This is a genomic window from Pedobacter suwonensis, from assembly GCF_044762335.1.
Lineage (GTDB): Bacteria > Bacteroidota > Bacteroidia > Sphingobacteriales > Sphingobacteriaceae > Pedobacter.
Map to the genome: position 1 here is coordinate 595,330 of NZ_JBIWEB010000001.1, position 15,186 is coordinate 610,515.

Consider the following 15,186-nt stretch of genomic DNA (forward strand, 5'->3'; position numbering starts at 1 on the left):
GGAACCTAAAACTAAATAACCCCACCCATCAATGGATCGGTTTTACCTGCTATGCCTGTTTCTACCCGACCGGCAAAACGCTCTAGGTACAGATCTTTTCCCCTAACAGTTACACTGAAATCATACCAGTTGAAACTCTTTTCCAGATCGAGCAAAATGGTATTTTCACTTCCTGCTTTTACCAGAACAGATTTTTCAGGTTTTTTATAGCCCAGATCCTGAACTAAAACCCGGATATCTTTTTGATCCATATTATTCAGTTTCAGCAGCACATTCCCGGTAAGTTTATTTTCTTTCCGTTCATAGGTGCATGCTATTTTTAGTGCCGGATTTTGTTCATCGCCCGCAAATTCCCTAAAAAAACCATTTGGTCCATGCACTTTTAGATGATAGCGGCCACCTTCAAAATCATCAAATAAATATGCATCTTCAAGCGTATGCCCTGCCTTTACGGTATAGTCCCAAACATGCATTGTTTCTCCCTTAAACGGATTGACGGCATATACGGTGAAAGCCGAACCTTTTGCCATTTTGCCAAATACCTCAGATCCGGCCTTGAAGCTCAGCTTAAACTGACCCTTAGCCGCTTCTCCGTTTACATACAACTCATAGGGAAGTGCGCACGAAGACCTGATCCCCTTTTCCTGCTGGGGAAAATAAGGCGATGAGCTATGGTTGCTATTGATCGCATTGATTTCCTGCTGACTCAACTTCCGGTAATTATCTGGAAGGTCTTTGAATTTTGCAGAATAAATAGCCTGCATAAAAGGCTTTTTCTCCATAGGTTTCGGCTGATTGATCTGCTCACCATTGTAGGGCCTGAATACAGATGTTAGATCTCCGCAAACTGTCCTCCTCCACTGGGTAATGTTCTCTTCCATAATTTTTTTTCCCAATTTCTTCTCCAGAAATTTTTCTAAAAACTGAAGCGATGAGGTGTGGTCAAACACTTCTGAATTTACATAACCACCTCTTGTCCAAGGAGATACAATAACCATCGGCACCCGATAACCCAGCCCTATCTGGCTTTCCCTGATATTGCTTTCTTTCATTGATGGGTTGGTCTGCTGATCTTTCGAAACATAATCCATCAACGTATCAATCCCGTTTGAAACCTTACCTGAATTTTCCTTAAACGGACGCGGGGGTACAAATGGTGGAATGTGATCAAAATAGCCGTCATTTTCATCATAGGTCATGATAAAAATGGTCTTTTTCCATTGCTCGGGGTTCTTGGTCAGGATATCCATTACCTCACTTACAAACCACGATCCAAACCAGGGAACCCCCGGATGGTCAGAAAAATTTGCTGGTGTCATCAGCCATGACACTGTAGGAAGTTTTCCGTTATCAACATCCGTACGGAACTGATGCAGGATATCGCCTTTAGGGATATTCAGTTCCCGCTGCTCACCATGGTCATCATATTTCATTGCCGTTAAAGAATGAAAATCAGGATCGTTACCGTTGATCTGAAAGGCTTTTGCATTCAGGTTCCTGGCCTTATCCGATAAGGCATGATGCTGTTCCATGGTATAGCTGTTCATCTCGGCTTCGTTTTTTTCCAGTAATTTCTTAATGGCGATAAGCTTATCCTGTTCTTCTTTGGTCAGGTTTTTTGCCTGATAGGCTTCTATTTGTTTTAACAGCAGCGCCTTTTTCTCTTTGAGGTTGGCAATGGCTCCCGGGTGCAGGCGAACGTTGTACTGTTCAAAGTACTCCATCACGTTTGTTCCGAAATTACTCAACCAGCCGCTTTCCTCTCCATTTAGTCCAAAGCCCATGGTCAGCTCGTTCTGGTAAATCTTCCATGACACGCCGTTCTCCTCCAACCGCTCCGGGTAGGTTTTCCAGTTTAAGGTAGGTTTATCATAATTACTGATATTCCAGAGATGTGCAATACCCTGTGGCTTGTTTTCTTCCCGTACGGTGCCTGTCATCCAGTAATACCGGTTTGGGTGTGTACCGGCAATAACCGAACAGAAATTTTGATCGCAAACGGTAAATGCATCTGCAAGGGCATAATAAAACGGAAAATCTTCGCGTTTACAATAGCCGATCGTAAGTGGCATGTGGGCATAAGTTGGCTTATACGCTTTTTTAACATCAAGCCATTTATCATATTTTCCACCGTTTCTGGCATCAGTCTGGTCGGTCCAGTTGTGCGGCGTTGAGCCCATCCAGGCAATTTTAGTTTCTTTAATATTCAAATGCCAGGGCGCATAGGTTTCGCCTTCTTTGTTAGACTGCAGCCACACCTTGTTTTTATTAGGCAAAGTAATCGCCCTTGGGTCGTTAAAGCCCCGTACCCCCTGAAGCATACCAAATGTATGGTCAAATGAGCGGTTTTCCTGCATCAGGAAAACAACATGTTCGGCATCATAAAAAGTGCTGCCTAAGGTGGGGTCAATTGCTAATGCCCTTTGGATTGAAGGCGGAAGCATATTGCTTAAGACAGCACCTCCTGAGAGGAGGGCTGCCTTTTTTATAAAATCTCTACGAGTATCCATGTATTTGTTAAATCTGTTTAAAAAGAATACCTTGCACCAAGCTGTAACTGGTAAGGGGTTCCGGCGGCCTGGGTAACGCCAACGTTTTCATTTACGCGGTATTCATATTGTTGTTTGGCCTGATCAAAACGGGTAACCAGCAATAAGGTCTGATCTCCCAGATTGTAGTTTACGCCCCATTTCTTGTTCAGCAGGTTGGCAAAATTAAAAGCATCAAAGCTTAAGGTAAGTTTCTGGTTTTTAAAGGTTTTGAAATCTTTTTGCAGGCGGATATCAAAAGTACCGGAAAAAGGGTTGATCCCTCCGTTCCTGTCTGCAATCTTGCCCAGGCTTTTAAGGATATAGTCTTTTGCCCGGTTATCGGGATTGTTTAATACTTTTTCCATAGAAGCTTTTACCGTTGCACTGGTTGCCGGATTGTTGGGATCGAATACAAAAGCCAGGTCGTTATCATTACCTGGGCCACCTACAAAGTCGCCGTTCAGATCTGCATCAACAGTCATCGAATAACGGGTCCCGCCAATCCCCCTGAAAGTTGCGCCAAGCGAAAATCCTTTCCAGGTTGGCGTACTGCCATAAACAACGAGTTTATTGCGATACTGGTTATCTGAATAATAAATTGAACTCAGATCCCTTGGATCAGATTTAACCGGACGGAATGTTGAAGTATTCGCTACGTTACCATTATATGAAGAGTTATCTCTTGCATCATTTAAGGTGTAACTCACATTTAAGTAACCATCTTTCAGGTAACGGAAACTTGCATCCAGGATCATGGCCTTCTGTTTCAGCCTGGCACCATTGGTGAGCATCAGCACGCGGCCAACTTCATTGGTCTTTCTTCCCAGTACATTATTGGTAATTCCAGCTGCTGTTATCGATGCTGCAGGAACAAAAACACCCCTGTTTTCCTCATTAGCCAGTGTGAAATAAGGACGATCAACCAGGTTGCGGTCCAGGTAAACATAGTTATTTGTGGTGTAAGAGTACAACAGGTTAACGCCCAGACGGAGCCTGTTGCCAATAATTTTATTATAGCTTAAATTAGCCTTAAATATTGAAGGCATCTTTAGGTTAGGGTCGTTCAGGTTTATGGTAGACACATAAGGTACTCCTGCAATGATGCCGGGGGCTGAAGCAGGATCTCTTCTGTAAGCCGGAAAATCAGGAACAGGAACCAGGCTGGTGCCTGTTGCCGGCCTTGAAACATCGATTGAGGCCACTTTTGTTCCGCTGTTCTGAATATTGTTCACCTGTGCATAATTAACCGGATAAGAAGAAAAAAGACCGCCGCCTAACCGGATAATGTCTTTCTGCTCGCCGTTTATATCCCAGGTCAGCTGCACACGTGGCTGGATTTTTCCGGCATCTGTAATCTTACTGTCAGTCCTTAATCCCAATGTCCGTTCCACAACCGGGTTGTAATCTGCCTGGGTAAGAAAGCTCGTTACATCATAGCGCAAACCGAACATTGCATTGATATGCTTCGCCAGATCGAACTCTACCTCTCCAAAAAGTGATGCATTTAAAATATACTGCTGAACTGAAGGAATACCATTAATAGGCGCTTCCCTGGCATATCTTGAAGCGTTCAGATTGTTGAAATCGGCTAAACTATTGAAAATAAACCTTCCATTCTGCTCGCTGGATATATAAGTATCCATATAGGTCAGGGTATTGTCGGTACCAAAGGTAAATTTGTACTGATCAATGTTCAGGTAAGCGGTATTGATCAGCTGGATCTGGTTTTCCTTGTTGTTCTCCGGGAAAAAACGCTGTCCGCCCAACTGCACGGTTTTACTGCCCAATGTGCCATTTGGAAGCGTAGAACGAACCGTTACAATGGCCCTTGGTATATTTGCAGCCGGCAGCTCACTATTCGGCACATAATTACGTGTGGCAGACTGGTACTGCAATTTAAACTCATTCAGGAAAGACGGGGTGAACTGCGAACGTAGTGCCACCAGGGTAGTATTTTCCCTTGATTTAAAATCGCCCCATACTTCATATAAATTAATATTGGAATTATCACTGTTGCTTACCGGGTTTAACCAGTCGCTATAGTTGTTCCTGATGGTTAAACGGTGCTTATCATTAATCTGCCAGTCGAGCCTTGCAAAAAAGGTATTGGCCAAAGTTTTACGCTTAAACTCGCCCACCTGCGGCTCGCTCCCCAATCCGTACTTGCTTCGGCCAATGTTGATTACACTGTCCAGCGCACCCCGGCTGATCCCGAGGGATATCTCATCGTCTTTGCTTTTAATATCAGCAATGTAAAAAGGCATGGTTTCATCCTGGCGGTCAAGCGCGGTAAAAAAGTGCAACTTATCTTTAATAAGCGCTCCGCCCAAACTAAAACCATATTGGTTGGTAGTAAACTTCTGTGTACGTTTAATTCCGCGTATATCGTACGGGCTGGCTAAAAAATCAGAACGGTAGTAATCAAATACCGATCCGCTGAGCGTATTGGTACCCGATTTGGTTACCACACTAACCGTACCTCCGCCTTCCCTGCCACGGGTCACATCGTAAACATTGGTTGCTACCTCAAATTCACGGATGGCTTCCAGTGAAAGTGAATATGGACCACTGCCTATGGCGCCCGAAGTAAGGTTATTGCGGGCACTGGCACCATCGATTACATAATTGGTAGAAGAGGCTCTTTGCCCGCTGATATTGGTGCCGTTGGTAGTAGGTGCCAGTGCAGAAAGGTTGTTAAAATTACGGTTTTGTGTTGGCAGCTGCTGTATACTCTGCCCGGTTATTGCGGTACTGGATCCCAGCCTATCAATACGTTTGGTGAGTGAACCGGCGCTTACCACTACTTCATTCAACTGACTGGACGTTTCTTCCATGCGGAAGTTGACCACGATATTATCTCCCTGGTTTAGGGCGAAATCTGAGCGGATTTGTTTTGGGTAGCCGATAAAGCTTACCGTGATGGTGTAAGGCCTGCCCAGTGGCAACTGAATGAGGCTAAACAGGCCATCCTTATTGGTGGAGGTTACAGCCCTGAAGCCTGTAGACTCATTTCGCGCCACTACAGAAGCACCGGGAATAGCAACTCCTTTTATATCAACAACTTTCCCGGAGAATGAGGCATCTGTTGATTGTGCGGAAGCTGTTAAACTGACCCATGCACATAGCAGGATTGTCAGCGAAATTGAAAAAGTATAAAATGAGATCTTTTTGACCTTTTTTTTAATATACTGGTAATAATATTGCATATTTAATTTTTTAATTGGTTTGTTCGGAATTGATTAAGAAATAGACTGTGCTGCTACAGCACGGCCTGAGGTCGGTTATCTATAGCAGTAGACAGCCGGCCTTTTTTAATTTGTCTGTTATTTCATTTACCTGTTTTAATAATTAGTTTACGACCTGTTAACTGATAGTTGATGCCGGTTTTAACGGCAAGCATTTGAAGAACCTGTTTAATATTTTCACGGTTGATCAAAAGTGAATAACGGGCAAGGGCTTTCCCGTTTGTTTCTACCTTTACTTTAAGATTGTATTGCCTTTCCAGTGCGGCTCCAATCTGAATGAGATCTGCATCTTCCAGATAAGCAGGACCTCCTGCCATCCATGCATGATAAAAACGCGTATCGATAGTCCTGATGATTGGTGACTGGCTGTTTTCACTGGCTTTCAGCAGCTTGTTCCGGGTTAGGCCAGCACTTAACAACGCATAGCCGTTCTTTACCTTACGCTCTACTTTCACTTTTCCTGTCCGCACGGCTAAGCTATACTGGTGTTCTCCGGGATAATTTCGGATATTGAAGGAAGTTCCCAAAACTGTGGTAAGGTATTTACCACTGTGTATCTGAAAGGGTCTGGTGGTATCTCTTTTTACTTCAAAAAAAGCCTCGCCATGATCGAGGATAATTTCTCTTTTAGATCCATGACTGAAAGTAACAGGTACGCGGATAGCAGTGGCTGCATTTAGCCAGATTACTGATCCATCGGTGAGCATCACCTTTTTCATCTCTAAATTTGCGGTGCTGTACTGGATATAAGCGGCTTCCTGAAATACCTTATCCTCCTTCTTAGATGCACGCCATAGCAGCCCGGCAATTCCAAATAAAAGAAAAACTGACGCGATTTTGAGCCAAACGTTAGCGGTTACTGAGCGGCTCGTCGTTACCGTCTGCTGAATGTTGGAAAAAAGCTCTTCCGCTAATGCAGCCTTATTAATGGTGGGCGAAGAAGTATTTTTTGCTGTATATTGTTCATCAAACCAATCTTCAATAATTTGTTTGCGTTGTTCATCAATCTGTCCGTTTTGGTATTTCCTGAACTGTTCAGCTAAATATTTTTCTCCTTTGGATCTCATTCGTGTATAAAGCGCATGAAAGGAGAAAAAGTACTTTAAGCAAATGTTACCTTTAGGTTAATTTTAAGCCACTACGAAGTCTGCGCATGGCCTCAGAAATGTTATTTTTTACAGTTTGTTCTGACAGTGAAAGTTCTGCAGAGATATCTTTTATCGATTTATTTTCGTACCGGCTCAGCTGAAAACATTTCTTCATGCTCAGTGGCATTTTGATCATTTCGAGATCAATATTGACTTGAAGTTCTTTTGCAATAAGTACATTTTCAGGATCATCGGCAGTTTTCAACCTGGCAACCAGAATTTCAATTCCATTAAGCCTGACTTTGTTCTTGCGGAACAGGGAAATAATTTCATTTCTGGTAATTTTAAACAAGTATGGCAACAGGCTATCTCCCACAACCAGGTTATGCCTGTTCTGCCAAAGGGAAACAAATGCGTTTTGAACGATATCCTTACTTTGCTCCTCATCGCCGGTCTGTTGGGTTACAAATTGATACAAGGTATCCCAATAAATATCAAAAAGTATGCGGAATGCCTGATCATCACCCTGGGTAAAAGCCTTTATTAGTTCCTGACGATTATTTATCATTGTTAGGACAAAATTAGCTAACGACTTATTAAGCCAATATTAAGTATTAACCTATAAACGGTTTGTTACAAAACACGACGTTTTTTCCCCAGCATTAATTTCCGGTAATATTGGAAATCAGGGTATAAAAAAAGCAGATTAAATGTTTTATATCCATTCAATCTGCTTTTTGACATTGCTGCTGTTAAGCAGTATCTTATTTAATCACTTTAATCTGGCCTTTCATCACCATATAATGGCCCGGATAGGTACAGATAAAAGGATAGGTGCCAGGTTTGTCAGGCACGGTGAAATAAATCGTATCCGATTTGCCTGGCTGTAGCAATGAGGTATAAGCCAATACCTTAGGGGTAGCGGGAACAAAATCGTATTTTTCGCCGTCAAGCCCCATTTTCAAGGCCATTTCTCCTACTGCATTACCAGAACCTGGCGCAGTGAGCACAAAATTGTGCAACATATCATCAACATTTTTAAAGGTTAGCTTTACTTTGGTGCCTGCTTTTAAGGTAATGTTGGTCTGGTCGAATTTCAAACCTGGTTTGGTTCCCAATACAATCGTTTTTTCAGGTCCTTTGGCCCAGGTTTCGGGCTGTTGTGTTACGTGTTTGGTAACATCGGTATTGCCTTTAACTGCGCCACTTGCTGCAGGCATATTGCCCATCTGATGATGGTCCATACCTTCCATGTGGTGTGCCTGCGCATTACCTGTCGGTTTATTTTCGGCAGTTAGTGCCAGTTTTTCGCCATCAGGGATCTTATTCATGGTATAATATCCATAGTCATGCAATAAAGGAATTTTCCCATTTTCACTTCGCAGGCCTTCCATTTTAATTTCATGAATGTAACCTTCTTTTAAACTATCCAACACTAACCGTACTTTTTTATGATCGGGAGAAAGCACTATCGCTTTAATGCTGCGTGCCGACTGATTGATTACCGGACTGCCGTAAATATGGTGATATTTATAGGTGAAAGTAGATAGCTTATAGGTACCCGCATCGCGCGCTGTTTTTTCATCAACCGGCATGGTAAACTCCAGCTCGAAACCATCAGGCTGGGCTTTTACGGTTTGTACCTCAAATGGTGTAATACCCGACCAGGTTAAGCGCTGCAGCCCGTATTCGGCCTTGCCTGTAGAAGACCATCCCCTTGAAGTCATACCCACCAGCATGCTGCCATCCGAGCCCCAGTTCATCCGGAGGATACCTGAAGAAAAGCCCCTGCGGAATGGGAATACCACACCCTGGTATACACCTTTAACTTTTTCTAAAAACACCCTGTTGATATTGCTCTGCGACTGGTCGCCAACAAACAATTGCCCTTTAAAAGGCCCCATGTTACCATTATCGGTATAATTGAGTATACCTGAAGTAGAATTCCCCATAATGGAATGCGGAATCCACACAGATGGCGTTTTTAATCCCGGTACCCTTTTGGCTACTTCGAATTCGGGTTCACCGGTATCGGGAATATCCTGTTTGCGCAGCTTAACCGGTGAGCCAGGCTGATCTGCCCAGATCAAGCCGGCCGGATTGCCTACAAAATCGCCTTCCGCTACGTGGGTAATACTGCCCGAGCCAACCCAGTCGCCCTGGTTTTCGGCATAAAATATCTCGCCGTCGTTATTCAGTGCCATTGCCGCAGGCGAGCGGAAACCGGTTGCAAAAGGTTTCAACTTAAAATCCGGTGTAAACTTGAGCATCCAGCCATGCCATTTAGATAAGCTGGCACCATAACCAATCCAGCCCAAATTGAGCGTTACCACCATGTTGCCGTCTTTATCCAACATTGGCCCGTATGCATATTCGTGGTAATTACCAGATAATGGCCACGAATACATGGTTCGGTATTCATCAGCTTCGCCATCGCCATCCAGATCGCGCAGGCGTGTAATCTCCGCGCGCTGGGTGAGGTAAATGTCTCCCTTGATATAATTTAAGCCTAAAACTTCGTGCATGCCATGCGCAAACAAGCGGTATTTGGGCTGTTGTCCGTTTTTCATGTACGGATTGGTAATGATCCAGACTTCACCTTTCCGGGTGGCCACTGCCAGCTCATCATTAGGCAAAAAAGTCATTCCACCCACTTCAAGTGAAATTTCTTTGGGGATGGGAACGGTTACGATGGGATAAATCTGTTTTTCTGTTTGTGGTTGTGTTTGTGCTTTTACCGTTACCAGACCAGTGCCCAGCAACAAAAGAGACAATAAGTATGTTGATTTTTTCATGTCTTGATTACCAGGTGATGGAATAGGTTAATGAATCGGTAGCATTGGCCAGCAGCACCAGCAGTTCTTTACCATTTTGGGTCTTCCTGATGAAAGCTTTTGCGCCATCAGCTACTTTTATCGTGTAGGCCTTCTCGCCAACAACATAACTGTTATTTTTATGCGCTTCGATGTTTGGCCCAACTGCAATTCTGCAATACAGCGGCTGTTTGCTGTTTTTGAGGCTAATGGTACGGCTGAGTCCGGCACCGCCATCTAAAACGGCTATTTTATCACTTACATCGGCATTATGAGCTGAATATAAAAAAGTAGGCATTTTGTTTTTATCTAAAACATAGCCCTGGGTTAGAAGATCGTCAAACGCAATAGAATCCGGCCATGCCGCATCCTTATCTGCCAGCGGAGCAAGGGCCGGAGCTGCAGAAAGTGGTAAAATGGCACCTAAAGGTTTGGCCAATTGAGGCTCTCCCCGATCTTCCCACATTTCCCTGGCATCTATAAAATCTCCGCGCCATACTTCCAATAAAGCGCCTTGTTTTAAGTCGTAAGCATAGTTCACCTTTTCGGGCGTGCCTACAGAAATTACATGGGTACGTTTTTTTCCTTCAAACATCAGGAAGCTCCGCAATAAATAAGGTTTAGCTGTTGCATTGATGAGGTAAGGATTGGCATTTTGCGCCATAGAATAGGCTGCACAGCTGACTAAAAGCGCCAGGCAGCACATCATTCGTTTATAGATCATATTTCATTTGGTTTAGACGCAACAAAACAATCGGTTGCATAACAAATATATCATTAGCAGGCCAGTTTACAAAAACAATCGCCCGCTAACCATACAATAAGTTAATTTACAACTAATTAAAGTTAAATTTTAATAAGAAAGATGCTGGAATAATTAAGGCATAAATCAGTAAAACCTTTTACTAAGGGCGCATAAATTTGACTGGCCGATCCGGTTTTGTTTACTTTATGTGAGGGAAAACCCAACATTTCGCATTTAACAGAAAAAGCGAAGTTAATTACCGGGGTTTAACGCAGAAGGATCCTTTGCGAAGTTTCAAAGATGATTGAGAGATTACTTTGCAAGTTGAATTAGTGAATAATCTTAAATACAAGTTCTTTCAGGAGTTCTCCATCATCAACATTACCGGTGCTATCCAGTCCTTTGCTTTTTAAATCGTATTCGCGAAGTAAGCCGATCACCTGAAAAACTTTACCCTTATTGTAATTTCTTGCCGCTACCTCATAATCTTTGATAAAAAATGGGGGCACACCCAAGGCTGAAGCAGCATCTGCTTTATTCGGGATATAATGATATTTGAGGAGTTTGGTAAAATAGCCGCCTAAATTGGCCAAAACCATAACGGTTGGATTCGCTTTTGGGTTGCTGGCAAAGTAATTGATAATTTTATTACATTTTAACACATCGCGGATCGCCAGCGCCTTTTGCAATTCGAAAACATTATACTCTTTACTAATGCCTATGTTTTTCTGAACCAGGTCGGTATTAATGGTTACTTCTTTCGAAACATTAAGCATCAGCTTTTCAATCTCATTAGCAATTTTAGAGAGATCGGTACCCAGATATTCGGCCATTAAAGCCGATGCCTGCTGATCGATTTTGTAACCTTTTTCTTTAACAAATTCCTCGATCCAGGGTACCAGCTTATAATCGCGAACCGGATCTGACTGAAAAATCAGTCCGCTTTTATTGATGGCTTTATATATTTTTTTACGCTTATCAAAATTGGCATATTTATAAGCCAGCACCAAAATGGTACTCGGTAGTGGTTTTTCAAAATAACTGAGTACAAATTCACCCTCTTTAGAACTGTCTTCCTTACCCGATTTTAAATCCTGCGCTTCTTTAACAATCACCACCTGATAATCAGACATCATGGGATAACGCTTTGCAGCCCCCAAAACCGTAGCCATATCGGTATCCTTACCGTATAAAACGGTTTGGTTGAAGCCTTTTTCGGCATCGTTCAGCAGCTTATCTTCAATATAATCCGTTATTTGATCGATATAGTAAGATTCTTCACCATGCAATAAATACACAGGTTTGAACTTTCGGACTTTAAGATCTTTAATAATTTCGGCAGCAGTCATTGCCTGTAAAATTACAATTTAGGTTTAAGGATTTTGGCAAATGTTTATAAATTAAGAGATGTGAGAGGATAGATGTGAGATTGGAGACACGAGATTTGAGACATTAAGCAGGAGACTGCTTTAGCATCATTCAGAATTAATTAACTTTGAGGCTTCAAATTGATAAATTGTTGTATTGTTAATTGCAAACTGACAATTGCGAACTGCCAACTGCAAACTGCAAACCGAAAACTGCCAACTGAAATGTTCACTCCTACTCCGCTTAACCTACCACCCTATCCATTTAAAATTACCAAAAAAGATGATGTGGTTTTTATTTTTGATGAGTTGAGGAAGAAACACCTGGTGCTCACACCCGAGGAATGGGTGCGTCAGCATTTTATTCAAAGTTTGATCCTGGAAAAGAAATTTCCGCGTACGCTAATTCAGATTGAAGGTGGTTTAGTATTAAATCAACTGCAAAAACGAAGTGATATTTTAGTCTACAATACTGCCGGCGAAAAGCTGATGTTGATTGAATGTAAGGCACCAAAAGTAAAAATTACACCATCGGTTTTTGATCAGGCCTCACGATACAATTCGATTCACCAGGCCAAATGGATTGTGTTAACCAATGGTCTGCAGCATGTTTACGCCAAAATGGATTTGGAAAAGGGAAGCTTTAATTTTGTAGAAGAAATGCCGGATTATTTGAAGCTGTAGTTCAAATTGTTAAAAACTGGAGAATAAAATCCGTCATTCCAGCCTGACTGGGAATCGTAATGCTGTAGCTAAATCTGCAAATAATATTCTTCCTGATCACGGCTCCATGTTTTCACAGATCACTTTAAATATTACTTTTCGTGCTTCGCGAATACAATTGATTATGGTAAAAGTATTTTTATTATAGGGAGCGCAGGGTTAATGCAAAACACTAACTTTCTTCCCGTTTTCCGCTATACGCTTCGCTGCCTCGTACCTCGTTGATGCAGGGTATCGCTGCAACCGGGGCTATATGGCAAAAATAGTATTCATTTTTTAAGCTGGAGTATGCAAAAACCTTCGTTCCTAAACCCGATTGCAATGGAAAGCCCGGAGCGTAGCGAGGACTTGTAATGGAAAGCGGGGCTGCAGACCGCCAAGAACTACTGTGTACTCATTTCCAAACACCAAACAAAAAACAAAGCCCCAATACTTCGCGCTGCACGCTCATCTAATTATTAAAATTTAACATTGAGTTGCCATATCCGATAAAAATTTAAATGCTTCTACTAATTTCTATTGCGTAACTTAAATTCTTTAATGCAAGAGCTCTAGCTTTAACAAACCAAATACAGCAAGAAAAAAATAAATGTTCTTATAACGTTTATTATCTTAAATATTTTAATTTACTTTGAGAATCTTCCAGATATTAAACCGTATGAATTTAAATTACCCTATTAAAACTATCGTTTCGACATGTGTAGCATACGCTATCATCGGAATTGGATACACTACGCCAGTACAGGCACAAACTGCTAAAGTAATTAAAGTTAAAACCGACCACAGTATTGCTAAAGTGCAGCCGAATATGTGGGGTGTTTTTTTCGAGGACATTAACTTCGGTGCCGATGGTGGTATTTATGCCGAACTGATTAAAAACCGCTCGTTCGAATTTACAAAACCGCTGATGGGCTGGAGCATCCAGCGTAAAAATCCAAAGGAAGGAGAAATATTGGTGGTAAACCGCAAAGAGGTAAATACCGCCAATCCCAGATATTTACAGGTAAAAAAACAAACTGACGATTTTGAACTGATAAACGAGGGATTTAAAGGTATCGGCGTTAAAAAAGGATTGCGCTACGATTTTTCATTGATGTACCGCCAGTTAACTCCAGGGGTTAAACTGGTACTGATGTTAAAAGATTCGAACAATAAAATCATTGGACAAGGCACTTTGACTCCTGATCAAACAGGAAACGACTGGAAAAAACAATCAGCAAGTTTTATCGCTACTGAAACCGATCCTAAAGCTAAATTCTCCATTCTGTTTCAGGGAAATGGAAATATTGACGTGGATATGATCAGTCTTTTCCCCGGCGATACCTGGAAAAACCGTCCGCAGGGATTAAGGGCAGATATGGTGCAGTTATTGGCCGATATGAAACCTGGTTTTATCCGTTTTCCGGGCGGCTGTATTGTAGAAGGCACCGACCTGGCCAACCGTTACCAGTGGAAAAAAACCATTGGCCCGATCGAAAACAGACAACTGATTATCAACCGCTGGAATACCGAATTTCCTCACCGTGCCGCACCAGATTATTTTCAAAGTTTTGGCTTAGGCTTTTTTGAATATTTCCAACTGGCTGAAGATATCGGTTCAGATGCCCTGCCGATATTAAACTGCGGTATGGCCTGCCAGTTTAACTCTGCTGAAGTCGCTTCGCTTGATGAACTTGATCCGTATGTACAGGACGCTTTAGACCTGATTGAATTCGCCAACGGCGATGTAACTACCAAATGGGGTAAGATGCGTGCTGATTTAGGTCATCCAAAACCGTTTAACCTAAAAATGATGGGTGTAGGAAATGAGAACTGGGGTCCGCAGTATTTAGAAAGGCTTGCCATTTTTACCAAAGCCATTAAAGCAAAATACCCTGATTTTAAAATCATTAACAGTTCCGGAACGGATCCGGAAGGCGACCGTTTTAACCTGCTTAATACCACATTGAGAAATAATCATGCTGATTTTATAGATGAACATTATTACCGTCCGGCTGATTGGTTCTTAAAAAATGCAGGCCGGTATGACAATTACCCGCGCAACGGCTCGAAAGTTTTTGTGGGTGAATATGCGGTGCACGCCGATAGTAAAATTGAAGGCAGCAATAGAAATAATTGGGAAAGTGCATTGGCTTCGGCTTCGTTAATGACCGGCCTGGAACGCAATGCCGATGTGGTTCAGATGGCTTCATACGCACCACTTTTTGCGAATATCGACGCCTGGCAATGGGCACCGGATATGATCTGGGTAGATAATTTAAAATCGTATGGCACACCAGATTATTATGTTCAGAAACAGTTTTCTACCAACAAGGGAACGGATGTGGTTTCGATTACACTTGATAATAAAAACATTATTGGACAGGATGGACTCTACGCTTCTGCCGTAACCGATCAGGTAAAAAAAGAACTCATCATTAAAATTGCCAATAACGCTAATCAACCGCAGCAGATCGATTTCGACCTTGAAGGAAAATTGAAATTAAAAAGCAAGGGTACCAATGAGGAAATAGCAAACAGCAATCTTAAACAGGTTAACTCATTCGAAAATTCTGAAGCGGTAAGTCCGAAAAAAAGCACGATTAACCTAAAAGGCAAGAAATTAAATATTTCGTTAAAACCTTATTCTTTTAACGTCATCAAAATTCCATTTACCACATAGATTTAACGAGAT

Annotated in this window: 9 protein-coding genes; 2 read left to right on the plus strand and 7 right to left on the minus strand. The window is 42.2% G+C overall.

The genetic code is table 11. The features are described from left to right. Positions 1–11: 11 nt before the first annotated feature. From ACIQXP_RS02495 to holA, 7 genes are all read right to left on the minus strand, one after another. Positions 12–2,510 carry a phosphocholine-specific phospholipase C gene (locus ACIQXP_RS02495; RefSeq protein WP_387504150.1) on the minus strand — a complete coding sequence of 833 codons (2,499 nt, stop codon included), beginning with the start codon at positions 2,508–2,510 and terminating at the stop codon, positions 12–14. Positions 2,511–2,527: 17 nt separating this feature from the next. Next, entirely contained in the window at positions 2,528–5,737 is a 3,210-nt protein-coding gene (locus ACIQXP_RS02500) for a TonB-dependent receptor (protein WP_387504149.1), read from the minus strand. 122 nt (positions 5,738–5,859) lie between these two features. Further along, on the minus strand, positions 5,860–6,843 hold the full coding sequence (locus tag ACIQXP_RS02505) for a FecR family protein (protein ID WP_387504148.1): 984 nt from the start codon (positions 6,841–6,843) through the stop codon (positions 5,860–5,862). 52 nt (positions 6,844–6,895) lie between these two features. Next, on the minus strand, positions 6,896–7,432 hold the full coding sequence (locus ACIQXP_RS02510) for an RNA polymerase sigma factor (protein WP_387504147.1): 537 nt from the start codon (positions 7,430–7,432) through the stop codon (positions 6,896–6,898). 196 nt (positions 7,433–7,628) lie between these two features. Next, positions 7,629–9,659: a plastocyanin/azurin family copper-binding protein gene (locus tag ACIQXP_RS02515; protein ID WP_387504146.1), complete on the minus strand. Its 2,031-nt coding sequence runs from the start codon at positions 9,657–9,659 to the stop codon at positions 7,629–7,631. A gap of 7 nt (positions 9,660–9,666) precedes the next feature. Beyond that, entirely contained in the window at positions 9,667–10,401 is a 735-nt protein-coding gene (locus ACIQXP_RS02520) for a hypothetical protein (RefSeq protein WP_293741643.1), read from the minus strand. Between the two features lie 350 nt (positions 10,402–10,751). Continuing rightward, on the minus strand, positions 10,752–11,771 hold the full coding sequence (gene holA, locus ACIQXP_RS02525) for a DNA polymerase III subunit delta (protein WP_387504145.1): 1,020 nt from the start codon (positions 11,769–11,771) through the stop codon (positions 10,752–10,754). Between the two features lie 243 nt (positions 11,772–12,014). Here holA and ACIQXP_RS02530 point away from each other — a divergent pair, with 243 nt between their 5' ends. Further along, positions 12,015–12,473 carry a type I restriction enzyme HsdR N-terminal domain-containing protein gene (locus ACIQXP_RS02530; protein WP_293741645.1) on the plus strand — a complete coding sequence of 153 codons (459 nt, stop codon included), beginning with the start codon at positions 12,015–12,017 and terminating at the stop codon, positions 12,471–12,473. A gap of 697 nt (positions 12,474–13,170) precedes the next feature. After that, positions 13,171–15,174 carry an alpha-L-arabinofuranosidase C-terminal domain-containing protein gene (locus ACIQXP_RS02535; RefSeq protein WP_387504144.1) on the plus strand — a complete coding sequence of 668 codons (2,004 nt, stop codon included), beginning with the start codon at positions 13,171–13,173 and terminating at the stop codon, positions 15,172–15,174. The last annotated feature ends 12 nt before the right edge of the window (positions 15,175–15,186 follow it).

Coding starts and splice junctions, on each gene's coding strand:
- ACIQXP_RS02495 (WP_387504150.1), bottom strand. CDS start 2,510: ATGGATACTCGTAGAGATTTTATAAAAAAGGCAGCCCTCCTCTCAGGA.
- ACIQXP_RS02500 (WP_387504149.1), bottom strand. CDS start 5,737: ATGCAATATTATTACCAGTATATTAAAAAAAAGGTCAAAAAGATCTCA.
- ACIQXP_RS02505 (WP_387504148.1), bottom strand. CDS start 6,843: ATGAGATCCAAAGGAGAAAAATATTTAGCTGAACAGTTCAGGAAATAC.
- ACIQXP_RS02510 (WP_387504147.1), bottom strand. CDS start 7,432: ATGATAAATAATCGTCAGGAACTAATAAAGGCTTTTACCCAGGGTGAT.
- ACIQXP_RS02515 (WP_387504146.1), bottom strand. CDS start 9,659: ATGAAAAAATCAACATACTTATTGTCTCTTTTGTTGCTGGGCACTGGT.
- ACIQXP_RS02520 (WP_293741643.1), bottom strand. CDS start 10,401: ATGATCTATAAACGAATGATGTGCTGCCTGGCGCTTTTAGTCAGCTGT.
- holA (WP_387504145.1), bottom strand. CDS start 11,771: ATGACTGCTGCCGAAATTATTAAAGATCTTAAAGTCCGAAAGTTCAAA.
- ACIQXP_RS02530 (WP_293741645.1), top strand. CDS start 12,015: ATGTTCACTCCTACTCCGCTTAACCTACCACCCTATCCATTTAAAATT.
- ACIQXP_RS02535 (WP_387504144.1), top strand. CDS start 13,171: ATGAATTTAAATTACCCTATTAAAACTATCGTTTCGACATGTGTAGCA.